The sequence below is a fragment of the Escherichia sp. 10290 genome (assembly GCF_030295155.1).
GTDB classification, from domain to species: Bacteria; Pseudomonadota; Gammaproteobacteria; order Enterobacterales; family Enterobacteriaceae; genus Escherichia; species Escherichia coli_F.
The window spans coordinates 2,842,850-2,856,990 of record NZ_AP025741.1; the positions used below are offsets into that span (position 1 = coordinate 2,842,850).

The 14,141-nt window shown below is 53.4% G+C and carries 14 protein-coding genes; 2 read left to right on the forward strand and 12 right to left on the reverse strand.

From position 1 onward, the window contains the following. From napB to napF, 6 genes are read right to left on the reverse strand one after another with little or no spacing between them, the layout of a single operon-like run. Window positions 1-450 carry a nitrate reductase cytochrome c-type subunit gene (gene napB, locus QUE74_RS14390; protein WP_000835172.1) on the reverse strand — a complete coding sequence of 150 codons (450 nt, stop codon included), beginning with the start codon at window positions 448-450 and terminating at the stop codon, window positions 1-3. Next, window positions 447-1,310 carry a quinol dehydrogenase ferredoxin subunit NapH gene (gene napH / locus QUE74_RS14395; protein ID WP_000013499.1) on the reverse strand — a complete coding sequence of 288 codons (864 nt, stop codon included), beginning with the start codon at window positions 1,308-1,310 and terminating at the stop codon, window positions 447-449. The genes napB and napH overlap by 4 nt, the downstream gene beginning before the upstream one ends. After that, window positions 1,297-1,992 (reverse strand): ferredoxin-type protein NapG, encoded by a 696-nt coding sequence (gene napG, locus QUE74_RS14400; protein WP_000091291.1) that lies wholly within the window; start codon window positions 1,990-1,992, stop codon window positions 1,297-1,299. Before napG ends, napH begins: the two co-directional genes overlap by 14 nt. A gap of 6 nt (window positions 1,993-1,998) precedes the next feature. Next, window positions 1,999-4,485, reverse strand: coding sequence for a periplasmic nitrate reductase subunit alpha (gene napA / locus QUE74_RS14405; RefSeq protein WP_000778067.1), 2,487 nt, complete (start codon window positions 4,483-4,485; stop codon window positions 1,999-2,001). Next, entirely contained in the window at window positions 4,482-4,745 is a 264-nt protein-coding gene (napD, locus tag QUE74_RS14410; protein ID WP_000557378.1) for a chaperone NapD, read from the reverse strand. The genes napA and napD overlap by 4 nt, the downstream gene beginning before the upstream one ends. Then, complete coding sequence (napF, locus tag QUE74_RS14415; protein WP_000686723.1) at window positions 4,735-5,229, reverse strand: ferredoxin-type protein NapF; 495 nt, start codon at window positions 5,227-5,229, stop codon at window positions 4,735-4,737. Before napF ends, napD begins: the two co-directional genes overlap by 11 nt. Window positions 5,230-5,337: 108 nt before the next feature. Here napF and yojO point away from each other — a divergent pair, with 108 nt between their 5' ends. Then, complete coding sequence (yojO, locus tag QUE74_RS14420) at window positions 5,338-5,502, forward strand: protein YojO (RefSeq protein ID WP_032193898.1); 165 nt, start codon at window positions 5,338-5,340, stop codon at window positions 5,500-5,502. A gap of 133 nt (window positions 5,503-5,635) precedes the next feature. Then, on the forward strand, window positions 5,636-6,124 hold the full coding sequence (gene eco, locus QUE74_RS14425) for a serine protease inhibitor ecotin (RefSeq protein WP_000849212.1): 489 nt from the start codon (window positions 5,636-5,638) through the stop codon (window positions 6,122-6,124). Window positions 6,125-6,386: 262 nt separating this feature from the next. On the opposite strand, the gene mqo is transcribed toward eco, so the two are convergent. The 6 genes from mqo to ompC all read right to left on the reverse strand — a co-directional run bounded on the left by mqo (window position 6,387) and on the right by ompC (window position 14,028). After that, a complete protein-coding gene (mqo, locus tag QUE74_RS14430) occupies window positions 6,387-8,033 on the reverse strand; it encodes a malate dehydrogenase (quinone) (RefSeq protein WP_000758094.1) in 1,647 nt (548 codons plus the stop codon). 217 nt (window positions 8,034-8,250) lie between these two features. Continuing rightward, the gene (yojI, locus tag QUE74_RS14435) at window positions 8,251-9,894 is read right to left on the reverse strand and encodes a microcin J25 efflux ABC transporter YojI (RefSeq protein WP_000422220.1); all 1,644 of its coding nucleotides are present in this window, start codon (window positions 9,892-9,894) and stop codon (window positions 8,251-8,253) included. Between the two features lie 75 nt (window positions 9,895-9,969). Continuing rightward, window positions 9,970-10,620 (reverse strand): DNA oxidative demethylase AlkB, encoded by a 651-nt coding sequence (gene alkB, locus QUE74_RS14440; RefSeq protein ID WP_000884943.1) that lies wholly within the window; start codon window positions 10,618-10,620, stop codon window positions 9,970-9,972. Beyond that, window positions 10,620-11,684, reverse strand: a complete 1,065-nt coding sequence (gene ada / locus QUE74_RS14445) for a bifunctional DNA-binding transcriptional regulator/O6-methylguanine-DNA methyltransferase Ada (RefSeq protein ID WP_000786373.1) — start codon at window positions 11,682-11,684, stop codon at window positions 10,620-10,622. Before ada ends, alkB begins: the two co-directional genes overlap by 1 nt. 73 nt (window positions 11,685-11,757) lie before the next feature. Continuing rightward, window positions 11,758-12,813 (reverse strand): FAD:protein FMN transferase ApbE, encoded by a 1,056-nt coding sequence (gene apbE, locus QUE74_RS14450; RefSeq protein ID WP_286331473.1) that lies wholly within the window; start codon window positions 12,811-12,813, stop codon window positions 11,758-11,760. 111 nt (window positions 12,814-12,924) lie between these two features. Then, window positions 12,925-14,028: a porin OmpC gene (gene ompC, locus QUE74_RS14455; RefSeq protein ID WP_000865555.1), complete on the reverse strand. Its 1,104-nt coding sequence runs from the start codon at window positions 14,026-14,028 to the stop codon at window positions 12,925-12,927. Between the last annotated feature and the right edge of the window lie 113 nt (window positions 14,029-14,141).

A 14,141-nucleotide genomic window follows, 5' to 3' on the forward strand; every position in this document is an offset into this window, starting at 1 on the left:
TTATTTCCCGTAACCTTTTGATGGGGTAAAGGTATTCCCCACGATTGGCGCGGTATCGGCCTGCGGTACGTGACATTGCAGACAGAAATAACGACGCGGAGCCACTTCTGCGCCCACTTTGCCGTCGCTGTCCATAAAGTGAGTAGGACTAATGCGCGGCGCGCCAGTGGTGCGATAGCTTTCGACACCGTGGCACTGCAAGCAGCGGTTGGTATTGGCCGTTACCTGATAACCTTCAACGCTATGCGGGATCATTGGCGGCTGATTCACATAGTTCAGCGGCATCCGATCCTGCTCTTTTGGCATCCGAATGGCCCCTTCCTGCGTCCCGGATACTTCCGGCGACTGGCTAAAATCGACGCCATTAGCCGCCCAAACCGCGCCGCTTACCACCAGGGCCAGCATCGCCGTCCATTGACACAGCGCTTTCTTCAGGTCATGGCTTTTCATGATTTCGCTCCCGAACTCCATCGTGTAGTTATTGTAAATACATCCTCAGAACAGACATCCACGCAGCGACCGCACGTCATGCAATCGCGGCTGGTGACCTGCACCGGGCTTTGTTCATCCAGCACCGGGGCACGTAGCACATGCGGTTCCGGGCAAACATGAAAACAATCCATACAGCGGTTACATTTCTGCCGATCGGTGGCCGCAACGGTAATCACACCTTTGCTACCCAACACGCCATACAGCGCGCCAACCGGACAAATGTGCCCGCACCAGCCGTGTTCAACGACCAGTAGATCAAATAAAAACAGCGCGAGAATAAGCAGCGCGCCGCTGCCGAATCCCATTACCAGGCTGCGCCCCATCAGGGAAACGGGGTTGATCCATTCCCAGATGAGCGTGCCAGTTAAGGCCGATCCCACCAGAATGATCACCAACAGCACGTAGCGAATGTGGCGAGGGATCGTCGCAGACTGATTGAGGTCAAATCGTCTGCGTAACCAATTTGCTAAGTCGGTAATCGGGTTCAGCGGGCAGACCCAGCTGCAAAATAATCGCTTTCCTGCCAGGGCGTAGAGCACGGTGATAATCACCGCACCGGTCAGCGCCACCGTGGCAGGCAGATGACCGCTGGCAAGACTTTGCAACGTCATCAGCGGATCGGTCAGTGGAACGGTGTCGAATAACAGGCTACTGCTGTAGTTGCCGTGCAAGATCCACACACCAAACCACGGACCGCTCAAAAACATCCCCAGCACGAAGAACTGACAAAGGCGACGCAACACCAGCCAACGGTGACTGCGCCACCAGCCTTTTTTCTCCAGCGCCTCGCGCCCGGCGTCACGTTTACGATTTGCCATTGTTCCCCTCCAGCCAGCCGAAGCGGTAATGGTGACCTAACTCCCCTTTCGCCAGTGACAGCGGTAACACCTTGATTGCGGGTTGTTCCAGCACGCACACTTTTTCGCACTTACCGCAGCCGGTACAGGCGTCGCTGTGAACCGTCGGCAGAAAACGGGCGTGCTTACCGGTACGCGTGTTACGCTCCAGCTCCAGGGTGATTGCCTCATCAATTTTCGGGCATTCGCGATAGCAAACATCGCAGCGCAGCCCCTGAAAGTTGAGGCAGTTCTCCTGATCCACCAGCACCGCCAGCCCCATCCGCGCGTCGTCGATCGATTCGATCTCTCGATCCAGCGCACCGCTCGGGCACACTTTGGCGCACGGAATGTCCTCACACATTTCGCAAGGAATATCCCGCGCGACAAAGTACGGCGTACCTGCCGACAGGCCAGAGGCCAGTGTCGCCAGTTTTAAGGTGTCGTAAGGGCAAGCCTGAACACACTGACCGCAACGTACACAGGCACTGGCAAAGGCGTTCTCGTTTATGGCTCCGGGCGGGCGCAACCGCACACCAGATGCGCGTGCGGTTTGCTGTTGTAACCCCAGCGCCACACCCACGGCAGCCAGCCCGCCAGCTGTGCGAACGACATCGCGCAGAAAGCGGCGGCGACCATTTTGAGGTTTCGCTGACCGGGACATAATGGCTTACACCTTCTCCAGTTTGACCGCACACTTCTTGAAGTCCGTCTCTTTCGAGAGCGGATCGGTCGCATCCAGCGTCAGTTTGTTAACCAGCTGTGCGGCGTCGAAGAACGGCATATACACCAGGCCCTGCGGCGGACGGTTACGACCGCGCGTTTCAACAATCGAGATCACTTCGCCACGGCGAGAAACCACTTTCACTTTGTCGCCACGACGCAGATCGCGCGCTTTCGCATCCAGCGGATGAATAAACAGGACCGCTTCCGGGAAGGCACGGTGCAGTTCCGGTACACGGCGAGTCATACTGCCGGTGTGCCAGTGCTCCAGGACACGCCCGGTAGAGAGCCACAGATCGTACTCTTCATCCGGTGCTTCCGCCGCCGGTTCGAACGGCAGTGCGAAGATCACCGCTTTGCCATCCGGTTTACCGTAGAACTTGTAGCCTTCACCCGCTTTCACGTACGGGTCGTTACCTTCGCTATAACGCCACTGCGTTTCTTTACCGTTAACCACCGGCCAGCGCAGACCGCGCGCTTTGTGGTAGTCATCGAACGGCGCGAGATCGTGACCGTGACCGCGACCAAACCATGCATACTCTTCGAACAGCCCTTTTTGCAGATAGAAGCCCAGCTCGCGGGATTCATCGTTCAACTGATCTTCTGCCAGTTCGGATACCGGGAATTTGCTCACTTCCGGGGTGGCATACAGAACCTCATACAGCGTTTTGCCACGCAGTTCCGGTTTCTTCGCCAGCAATTCTTCCGGCCACACTTCTTCAGTTTTGAAGCGGCGGGAGAACTGAACTAACTGCCAGAGATCCGATTTCGCTTCGCCCGGTGCCTGTACCTGCTGACGCCAGAATTGAGTACGGCGTTCGGCGTTACCGTAAGCACCCTCTTTTTCTACCCACATTGCGGTCGGCAGGATCAAGTCCGCTGCCAGCGCACTGACCGTCGGATACGGATCGGAAACGATGATAAAGTTGCGCGGATCGCGCCAGCCCGGCATACGCTCTTCATTAATGTTTGGTCCGGCCTGCATGTTATTGGTACACATGGTCCAGTAAACATTCAGTTTGCCGTCTTTCAGCGCACGGTCCTGTGCCACCGCGTGCAGGCCGATTTTCGCCGGAATGGTGCCGCTCGGGATATTCCACTTCTTCTCGCAGATATCACGGTGTTTCTCATTGGTCACCACCATGTCCGCAGGCAGACGGTGAGCAAAGGTGCCCACTTCTCGCGCAGTACCACACGCGGAAGGCTGCCCGGTCAGGGAGAACGGACCGCAACCCGGCTGAGAAATTTTGCCAGTCAGCAGGTGCAGGTTGTAGACCAGGTTGTTGGCCCACACACCACGGGTATGCTGGTTGAAGCCCATCGTCCAGTAGGAGATGACTTTCTTGTTCGGATCGGCATACAGCTGCGCCAGTTGTTCTAACTGGTCTTTCGGCACGCCGGTCATTTCAGCGGTTTTTTCCAGCGTATACTCAGCAACGAAGGCTTTGTAATCTTCAAAGCTCATCGGTTCGGAAGCGTCAGAACCTGGATTCTTCGCTGCTTTTTCCAGCGGATGGGTCGGACGTAAACCGTAGCCGATGTCCGTCGCCCCTTTGCGCAGGTTAACGTGTTTGCTAAAGAAGTCCTGATTTATCGCGTTGTTTTGAATGATATAGTTGGCGATGTAGTTCAGGATCACCAGGTCAGACTGTGGCGTAAAGATGATGCCGTTATCCGCCAGCTCGAAGCTACGATGCTGGTAGGTAGAAAGCACCGCCACGGTGACGTTCTGGTTAGAGAGACGACGGTTGGTGATGCGCGACCAGAGAATCGGGTGCATCTCCGCCATGTTAGCGCCCCACAGCACAAACGCGTCAGCCTGCTCGATGTCGTCATAGCAGCCCATCGGCTCATCCATACCAAAGGTACGCATAAAGCCAACTACTGCCGACGCCATACAGTGACGCGCGTTCGGGTCGATGTTGTTCGAACGGAAGCCCGCTTTGAACAGCTTGGACGCGGCATAACCTTCCCAGATAGTCCACTGACCAGAACCGAACATACCGATCGATTCCGGCCCTTTTTCTTTCAGGGCGGTTTTGAATTTCTCTTCCATCACATCGAAGGCCTGATCCCAGGTGATTGGGGTAAATTCGCCTTCTTTGTCATATTTACCGTTTTTCATACGCAGCAGCGGCTGCGTCAAACGGTCTTTACCGTACATGATTTTGGGCAGGAAATAGCCCTTAATGCAGTTCAGACCACGGTTAACCGGTGCGTCCGGGTCGCCCTGACAGGCCACCACACGCCCCTGCTGCGTTCCGACCAGAACGCCACAACCAGTACCGCAGAAACGGCATGGTGCTTTATCCCATTTAATGGCTTCCTGCTGACCAACAACGGCGCGGGCAACGCCCGGCACGCTGAGACCGGCAGCCGCCGCAGCGGCCGCAACGGCGTTAGCTTTCATAAAGCTACGACGACTGAGTTTCATGGTGTTTCCTCACCTTGCTCTTCCTGCTGGTGATAAACCAGCGACACCGCCAGCACGCCCTCTACGTTGCGTACTGACTCAATGGTTTGGATCAGCGTTTCGCTGTCTTCTGCTTCCACCACCACAATCAACTGACCGCTCGGCGCGTCGCTGACAGCGACTTCACAGCCGGGAAAGGCGTTCAGTTGGGTGCTGATGTCTGAAATTCGTTCGCTTTTGGCCTGCACGACCAGGCTGCAAACTTGCCAGTTAGTGTGCATGGAGATACTCCGCAGTTATGGCTGATACCGGACAGCTGGCTGCACATGCACCACATCCGTTGCAAAGTTGGCTATTAAGTTGCGGCTGGTAGATCCCGGAGAGCGTCGGGCGAAAGATAATTGCCATTGGCTCACAGCTATCCTGACAGCGGCGGCATTCAACTGACTGATACGCCAGGCACGCGTCCCCAATGGTGAACTGCAAATCCCAGGCCCTGGTGTGGCGCGGAGAAAATAGCGATTCGGGGCAAGCTTGCGCGCAGGCATAACAGAAGCTGCACTCGTTATTTTTGAAATTAACGCTCGGATAGCCCCCCGCGCCGCGTTGCAGAATGTTGTTTTCACAAGCATTAATACAGGCGTCACAGCGGGTGCAATGGGTCAGAAAATGAGATTCATCACCGGACCAGGGCGGACGGATACCGTTACTGGCTTTGCGCCAGCGACCAGTGAGTATGCCCCGACGGGATGCATCAATCTTCACATTGACCTTCCATCATTAATACGCTCTGAAAATTGAGAGCGACCAAATAAACCGCATAATTAATAAGCCATTTTTATAGCCGCTAAGATATTAAAGGATGTGTCAAAGATGCATACCCCGATCGAGGTAAAACCTGTAGCAGGATCAAAAGAGTGGCGGGAAGCGTGGCAAAAACGGGCTTTTGCTCACATTTCAAATGGTTATAAACATATTTATATAGCGATTAATTCGCCAGAGATATTTCTCAAGGCTTTACCACTCCTCAGAATTTAACACTAAAAGAGAAGGTAAAATTGTCTGAATGTTCTTTTAGTTATTCATAAAGCAAATTAATAAATCTGATGAATATGTTAACCTTCAGCGACATCATCGGTGAAAACCTATAAATGACGAAGGGAATACAACAATGAAGACCATTCTACCTGCAGTATTGTTTGCCGCTTTCGCTACCACTTCCGCCTGGGCGGCAGAGAGCGTCCAGCCACTGGAAAAAATCGCGCCTTATCCGCAAGCTGAAAAAGGCATGAAGCGTCAGGTGATTCAGTTAACCCCGCAAGAAGATGAATCTACCCTGAAAGTAGAACTGTTAATCGGTCAGACGCTGGAAGTCGATTGCAATTTGCATCGTCTCGGCGGGAAGCTGGAAAGCAAAACGCTGGAAGGCTGGGGCTATGATTATTACGTCTTTGATAAAGTTAGCTCGCCGGTTTCCACGATGATGGCCTGCCCGGATGGCAAGAAAGAGAAGAAATTTGTCACCGCGTATCTGGGCGATGCCGGAATGCTGCGTTACAACAGCAAGCTGCCTATCGTGGTGTATACGCCAGACAATGTAGATGTGAAATACCGCATCTGGAAGGCGGAAGAGAAAATTGACAACGCGGTAGTCCGCTAAACTGCCGTGAAGTGCGGCACCCCGTAGGTCGGATAAGGCGGTCACGCCGCATCCGACATCCAACGCCCGAGCCGGTTGCCTGATGCGACGCTGGCGCGTCTTATCAGGCCTACACCGCTGTGAAGTGCTCCACCCCGTAGGTCGGATAAGGCGGTCACGCCGCATCCGACATCTAACGCCCAAGCCGGTTGACTGATGCGACGCTGGCGCGTCTTATCAGCATACGCCACATCCGGCATAACATGCCGGATGTGGCACATCATTACAACGCAATATCCGCGACTTCTTTTTGAACGGGTTGCAGCTTCAACTGCGGTTTCGGCGTATTATCTGCTGCCTGCGGCTTGTCGTATTTCAGCCCCAGTACTTCGCTGGTGTACTGCAACTCGCGTTCTGTTGCCGCCACATCACCATTCAGCTTGCGTCCATAAGACGGAACAATCGCTTTCAGCGTGGCCTGCCATTGTGGGCTTGAAACGCGATCGCCAAATACTTTTTCCAGCAGATTCAACATAATCGGCGCGGCGGTTGACGCCCCTGGCGATGCCCCCAACAACGCGGCAATGGTCCCTTGCTGGTCACTGACCACTTCGGTACCCAGACGCAGTACGCCACCTTTCTTGGCATCACGCTTGATAATCTGCACGCGCTGCCCCGCTTGCCACAAACGCCAGTCCTCTTTTTTCGCCTGCGGATAGTACTCTTTCAACGCTTCAAAACGATCCTCTTCACTCAACATCACCTGACTCACCAGATATTTCACCAGATCGAAATTATCCAGCCCAACGTGCATCATCGGCATCACGTTTGAGGTGGTGGTGGAACTCATCAGATCCCACAATGAACCGTTTTTGAGGAATTTGGTTGAGAAGGTGGCAAATGGCCCAAACAGCACGACGCGTTTACCGTCCAGAACACGGGTATCGATATGCGGAACCGACATCGGTGGTGCGCCAACGGATGCTTTACCGTAAACCTTCGCCAGATGGTGATTAACCACGTCCGGGTTTTCCGAAACAAGGAACTGTCCGCCCACCGGGAAACCGGCGTAGTCTTTCGCTTCCGGAATACCGGATTCCTGTAACAGTTTCAGCGCCGCACCGCCCGCGCCGATAAAGACAAATTTGGCGCGGATGTTCTGTGCAGTGCCGTTTTTCAGATCGGCAACGGTGACGGTCCAGCTGTTATCGTCATTACGCTTTAGGGCGCGGACTTCGCTGCTGAGTTGCAGCGAGAAGTTAGATTTCTTCTGTAAGGAGGCGATCAACTGGCGGGTGATCTCGCCATAGTTCACATCAGTGCCAATTTCTGTGCGTGTTGCCGCTACTTTCTGTTGCGGATCGCGCCCTTCCATCACTAACGGTGCCCACTCTTTGATCTGCGCGTGATCTTCAGAGTAACGCATACCGCGAAACAGCGAGCTTTGTTGCAACGCGGCGTAACGGGCGCGCAGGAAATTAACGTTATCCTCGCCCCAGACAAAGCTCATATGCGGAACGGTATTGATAAATGAACGCGGAGTACGCAGCACACCGCGCTCGACCTGGTGCGCCCAGAACTGGCGGGAAATCTGAAATGCTTCGTTAATGGCGACTGCTTTTTCAATACTGATGCTGCCGTCGGCATTTTGCGGGGTGTAATTGAGTTCCATCAGTGCAGAATGCCCGGTTCCGGCGTTGTTCCAGCCGTTCGAACTCTCCTGCGCGACCTCCTCCAGACGCTCCACCATGGTCATCGACCATTCAGGCTCCAGCTCGCGTAAATAGGTCCCCAACGTGGCGCTCATAATGCCGCCGCCAATCAACAGTACATCAGTTTCCTGCTCCTCGGACGCTTTCGCTTTTGCCGTCATCGAAACGGCATTAAGCCCCACGGCCATCGAGAAGAGCATGGCAGTCACTTTTTTCATCTTGTTAATGCCTTACTTTTAGTCGCTTTATTGCAGGTGAGATTTGCGCGGCATCAACGGTAACACTTAAGTAACAACATTTAAATAATGTTTATAAATTATATTCTAATTTTAGAAACATTATAATTTCGTTGATTAATTATAGGGTTATTAGAAACGAAGGGTTTTTTAGAATATTGACCTGGCGGCAGCAGTCCGCCAGGTCAGCGTCGAAATATTATGCCGTCCGGGCAACGGCATCACGCGAAGCAGCATCGCGCTCTTCGCCTGTCAGCTCGCTAAGTAGCCCGTTGCGCATTTCCAGCAGGCGGTCAGCGTGGATAAAGTAATGATCATCATGACTGATGGCGAAAATCGTTTTACCCATCTCCTGCATCAGCGGCAGCAGCACCTGATAAAACTCACGACGGAAGTGTGGGTCCTGATCCGCCGCCCATTCATCCAACAGGATAATATCGCGTTCTTCTGCCAGCGCCAGCAACAGCGCGACGCGTTTTTTCTGCCCTTTTGATAACTTCAGGTTAACAATACGCCCGTTGCTTAACTCAAGCTTATGAGCCATTTTCAGCTGCGCCAGCCACTTCTCAACCAGTTGCGGGTTAGCGGGTTGACCCTCCGGCCCCAGCAGTTGATCAAACAACCAGACATCGGTAAACACTGCCGAAAACAGTTTGCGATAATCTTCCGGTTGTTCGCCGCTGACAGGTTTGCCATCCAGCAAAATTTCGCCGCTTTGTGGTTGATACAAGCCCGTCAGCAACATGGCCAGTGTCGATTTTCCGCTACCGTTGCCGCCAATCAGAAACAGCAGTTCGCCACGTTTAATGGTGAGGTTAATCGGCCCAACGGAAAACGCGTTATCCTGATAAGCAAACGTAACATTGCGCAGCTCCAGCGTTTGCCAGTTGGGAAACGTCTGCGGACGCGGAAACTCAGCTTTGAAAGGTGCGAGCGCGAATTTATTCAGCTTGTTAAACGCTACCTGCGCCGTCAGCAGCGTCGGTAATGCGCCAACCGCCGAAAGCAGCGGCGTACGCAGGAATAACAGCGTTAGCGAATAGGTCGCGGCAACGTTGGTATCAGCCCAACCGAGACTGTTCGCCATCCAGAACACCAGGCCGATTGCGCCCAGCATCATGATGTTTGACCAGTTCACAGCACTAAGATGGAAGGTGTCTGCGCGGATGATATGATGGCGATACTCTTGCGCATCAGGAATGTAGAGGTTGTTAAACACATACTCGGCGCGTTCACGGTTAAGAGTCAGCTCTTTGCGCCCTTCGAGTACAGTTTGAAAATCCGTGTACAGCTTGTCTTCGGTTTCACGCAGGGTCGCCATATGTTTGTAAACCCGCGCCACCAGTACAAAACCGCCCCAGATGGTGACCGCCATCCAGATAGCCGTTACCAGCAACATCTTGCCCGACAGCATCCACAGATACGCCGCCGAACCGATAGTGAGAATGATCCCCTGCACCAGTTCTGGCAGACGAACAAACGCAATAGTGATATTGCGCACATCGCTGGTTAACCCCGCCAGCAACGAGGCGCTACCGAGTTGTTCGATACGCTCGACGTGAGTATCCAGAATCCGCTTGATAAATTCGCTACGCAGTCGGTAAACGAAATGATGCCCCAGAGTGGTGAGCGCCAGTTGCGAACCTAGCGTCACCGCCATTAGCAGCAGCAATAAACCGAGAAACTCCGGCAATACCAGCAGACTGGTATCCGCCGTTTCGATAAGGCGCTGATTGATAAAAGCAATTAAGCCAATGCCTAATGCCGCACTGGCGAGGCTTAGCGCCATCACACTGATAAATGGCCAGCGATACTGCCGCCAGACAAGTACAAGAAGTTCCATGCAGAAAACCCGGACAATGAATTACAGCCCGCAGTTTAAACATCTTCGCGCGCACAGCAATAATAATTCTTATTTTTATTCTTTTTTACCTGCCTGACGGAATGTCAGGTTGTAGCGGCAGTCAGTGGTGAGTGGATGAAACCCCGCTTTCAACGGTTGAATACCGTGATAAAACAGCCGCGATTCACCGCCCCATACCACCACATCGCCATGTTCCAACAACAATCTTTTTAGCGGATCATTTCGTTTCAGGCCGCCAAATTGAAAAATCGCGGGTAAGCCCAGAGAAACAGAAACAATCGGCGCGCGCAGATCCGGTTCGTCTTTATCCTGATGCAGCGACAGTTTCGCGCCAGGAGCGTAGCGGTTGATAAGACAAGCATCTGGCTTGAAATCTGGATAGCCCGCCGCCGTAGCCGCACGTTGACATAAATTATGAAAACTCTGCGGCATGGCGGGCCACGGTTTATTTGTTTGCGGATCAATGGGCGAATAGAGATAACCTTGCCGATTGGTCGTCCAGCCCAGATGCCCACAGTTGGTCATCGCCACCGACATGGTATATCCGCCTGGAGTGACCATCTGGCGAAACGGCGACTGGCTGGCAACGTTATTAATATCGCGGATCAGTTGCTCCGCAGCGTTAAAAGCAAAACGGTGCAAAATCACCGCTCCAGCCGCCAGTGGTTCTTGCCACGGTTCAGCATCGGCAAACAGATCCAACATTACCTCTCCTCATTTTCAGCTTCACGGCGCAGCAGTTGCGCTTTGCGCGACACGCCCCAGCGGTAACCGGAAAGTGTGCCATCACCACGGACTACCCGATGACAGGGTATTACGATAGCGAGCTTGTTGGCTGCACAGGCGCTGGCAACGGCCCGTACCGCTTTCGGTTTGCCGATGGCGTTCGCCAGTTGCTGATAACTGACGGTTTCACCACAAGGTATCGTGCGCAGTGCCTGCCAGACTTGTTGCTGAAAAGCAGTGCCGCGAATGTCCAGCGGTAACGTCAGCGGCGTATCGCGTTGATTGAGGCTGGCGATCACTTCACGCACATGTTGCTGAAACGGCAGATCGGCAGGCGCGTTGTCGGCAGCGGGAAACATCTGCTGCAACTCGCTGATTAGCGTCGCGTCATCATCGCCCAGCAATATCGCGCAAATCCCCCGCTCGCTTTCTGCCACCAGGCAACGGCCCAGCTCACAATCAGCCAGCGCGTAACGCACCGCCAGATTTTCGCCACCATGACGGAATTGTTTAGCAGTCATGCCCAGCGTTTCGTCAGCTTTGCGGTAGTAACTGCTGCTGTCGGGGAATCCGGCGTTAAGAATAGACGTCGTCACGCTCTCCCCTTTCGCCAGCGATTCACGCAAACGGCGAGCGCGCCAGGCCTGTTGCCAGGCTTTAGGCGTCATTCCGGTAGTCGCTTTAAACAACCGATGCAGATGGAACGGACTCATCGCCACCTGGTCGGCTAAGGCTTCCAGCGTTACAGGCGTTTCCTGTTCCAGCAGTCGGCAGGCGTGGGTAATTTTATCAAGGCGATGTTGCCGGGGATTGGCTTTGTCTGGCTGACAACGTTTGCAGGGGCGAAATCCGGCGGCGAGTGCCTCGCTGGCATTTGCGTAGAAGGAGACATTTTCCCGCAAGGCATGTCTGGCTCGGCAAGACGGACGGCAAAAGATACCCGTGGTGCGCACGGCGAAAACGAATTCGCCGTCGGCGTTCGGGTCGCGGGCTAAGACAGATTGCCAGCGTTGATCGTCAGTTAAGCATGTGGCGTTTTTCATAATCAGCTCCCAGGTTAAGGATAGCCTTTAGTCTGCCCGGTCACCATCGCACAAAAACCAACAATCTTGCGCTTTAATTTTTTTCGCTGACAAGGAAGCTTTTAAACTGTGGTGACATCCAGGTTTTAAAGCTATCGCCTTCTTTGGTGATCATGTAAACCGCCAGCCCTTCCCGGCGAACAACCTCTTTGGCTTTCTCCGGCCCCAGTACCATTAAGCCAGTATCCCAGGCATCGGCTTCCTGCGCCGTCGGAGCAATCACCGTTACGGATACCAGATTGTGTTCGATGGGACACCCGGTTTGCGGATCGATAACATGAGAAAGACGTTTGCCGTCCAGTTCGTAATAGTTACGGTAGCTGCCAGAGGTGCTAATGCCATGACCGTTGATATCCACCACGGCCTGAACCGCATTTTCCTGATCGGTCGGTTTTTGAATCGCTACCCGCCACGGCTGGCCTTCAGCGTTCATACCACGGCTGTTCAGCGCGCCGCCCACCGACACCAGATAGCGGGAAATCCCTTCCTGCTCCATCAAGCGTGCCAGATGATCCGCCGCATAGCCTTCGCCGACGGTGGAGAGATCGACATATAAATCCGGCAGGTCTTTTTGCAGATATTGCTGATGCGACTGATTAATGACCGTCAGGTGCTGTAAGCCGGTTTTGGCTTTCATCGCATCAATTTGTTCCTGGCTGGGAATTTGAACCGGCTGTTGTTCCGGGCCAAAGCCCCACAGATTCACCAGCGGCCCGACGGTTATATCCATCGCACCATCGGTCCTTGCGCCAATGCGCAGCGAGGTGGTGACGATATCGGCCATCGCTTCACTTACCGGCCACGGCGATAAACTTTGCGAGTCGTTAAATCGCATCAGCGCGGAATCTTTTTTATAGGTCGAAAGCAGCTGATCGTCGGCGTCCAGCTGGGTCTGAATCTTTTCTTTAAGTTCGGCACTGCGTTTGGCGTCAATGCCCGGAATGCTGGCACGCCAGAAGGTACCCATGGTTTTGCCTTCGAGAACGGTAACTTCAATAGCGTGGGTTTTGGCGGGTTGTGGTTTTTGATCGCAACCAACAAAGAAGAGCGCGGCAGCCAGCAGTGCCACGCGGGTAAAGCTTATTTCCATACGTGATTATCCTCATGCGAACGGTCGCAAGAGTACACCAAAAAACTGTGTTTGTACGCTGAAAACAATGAAAAAAGGGCCCGCAGGCCCTTTGTTCGATATCAATCGAGATTAGAACTGGTAAACCAGACCCAGAGCTACGATGTTATCAGTGTTGATGCCAGCGTCACGAGTGAACTGGTTGTCGTCCAGCAGGTTGATTTTGTAGTCAACATAGGTGGACATGTTTTTGTTGAAGTAGTAAGTAGCACCAACATCAACATATTTCAGGATATCTTCGTCGTCGTAGTTACGACCATTGATGACACCCAGGTTTTTACCTTTAGACTGCAGGTAAGCCAGGGACGGACGCAGACCGAAGTCGAACTGGTACTGAGCAACAGCTTCGAAGTTCTGTGCTTTGTTCGCCCAACCCAGGGAACCTACGCGAGTTGCGTTGTAGGTCTGGGTGTACTGAGCAGCCAGGTAGATGTTGTTAGCGTCGTATTTCAGACCACCAGTGTAGGTTTCAGCACGGTCGCCGTTACCGATGTACAGCGGGCTGTTCTGATCGTCAGTACGTTTGGAGCTGGAGATCGCACCACCGATACCGAAGCCTTCGTAATCATAAGTGATAGAACCGCCAACGCCGTCGCCGTTCTGACGCAGTGCTTCACGACCGTTGTTGGTCATGCCTTCGCCGCTTACGCTACCGTTTTTACCCTGGTACTGAACAGCAAAGTTCAGGCCGTCAACCAGACCGAAGAAGTCAGTGTTACGGTAGGTCGCGAAGCCGTTACCACGCTGCTGCATGAAGTTGTCAGAACCGTAAGTGTCGCCACCGAATTCTGGCAGTACGTCGGTCCAGGAAGTTACGTCATATACAACGCCGTAGTTACGACCGTAGTCGAAAGAACCCACATCCTGGAATTTCAGACCTGCGAATGCCACACGGGTCCAGGAGTTGTTTTCGTTTTCAGCGCTGTTGCCCTGGATCTGATATTCCCACTGACCGTAACCGGTCAGCTGGTCAGTAACCTGAGTTTCACCTTTGAAGCCAAGACGCATGTAGGTCTGGTCGCCATCTACAGACTTGTCGTCAGAGAAATAGTGCAGGCCGTCTACTTTACCGTACAGATCTAATTTGTTGCCGTCTTTGTTGTAAACTTCAGCAGCGTTTGCTGCGCCTGCTACCAGCAGAGCTGGGACCAGGAGGGACAGTACTTTAACTTTCATGTTATTAACCCTCTGTTATATGCCTTTATTTGCTTTTTTATGCCACTGCATACTGATTAACCCTCATTAATCAGTCGGCAAGTCCATTCTCCCCAAAAATGCAGAATAATCCA

Bases quoted from the DNA above. Each gene is read 5' to 3' on its own strand.
- mqo (WP_000758094.1), bottom strand. From the start codon at position 8,033: ATGAAAAAAGTGACTGCCATGCTCTTCTCGATGGCCGTGGGGCTTAAT.
- napB (WP_000835172.1), bottom strand. From the start codon at position 450: ATGAAAAGCCATGACCTGAAGAAAGCGCTGTGTCAATGGACGGCGATG.
- ada (WP_000786373.1), bottom strand. From the start codon at position 11,684: ATGAAAAACGCCACATGCTTAACTGACGATCAACGCTGGCAATCTGTC.
- ompC (WP_000865555.1), bottom strand. From the start codon at position 14,028: ATGAAAGTTAAAGTACTGTCCCTCCTGGTCCCAGCTCTGCTGGTAGCA.
- alkB (WP_000884943.1), bottom strand. From the start codon at position 10,620: ATGTTGGATCTGTTTGCCGATGCTGAACCGTGGCAAGAACCACTGGCG.
- napH (WP_000013499.1), bottom strand. From the start codon at position 1,310: ATGGCAAATCGTAAACGTGACGCCGGGCGCGAGGCGCTGGAGAAAAAA.
- yojI (WP_000422220.1), bottom strand. From the start codon at position 9,894: ATGGAACTTCTTGTACTTGTCTGGCGGCAGTATCGCTGGCCATTTATC.
- eco (WP_000849212.1), top strand. From the start codon at position 5,636: ATGAAGACCATTCTACCTGCAGTATTGTTTGCCGCTTTCGCTACCACT.
- napD (WP_000557378.1), bottom strand. From the start codon at position 4,745: ATGCACACTAACTGGCAAGTTTGCAGCCTGGTCGTGCAGGCCAAAAGC.
- yojO (WP_032193898.1), top strand. From the start codon at position 5,338: ATGCATACCCCGATCGAGGTAAAACCTGTAGCAGGATCAAAAGAGTGG.
- napA (WP_000778067.1), bottom strand. From the start codon at position 4,485: ATGAAACTCAGTCGTCGTAGCTTTATGAAAGCTAACGCCGTTGCGGCC.
- napG (WP_000091291.1), bottom strand. From the start codon at position 1,992: ATGTCCCGGTCAGCGAAACCTCAAAATGGTCGCCGCCGCTTTCTGCGC.
- apbE (WP_286331473.1), bottom strand. From the start codon at position 12,813: ATGGAAATAAGCTTTACCCGCGTGGCACTGCTGGCTGCCGCGCTCTTC.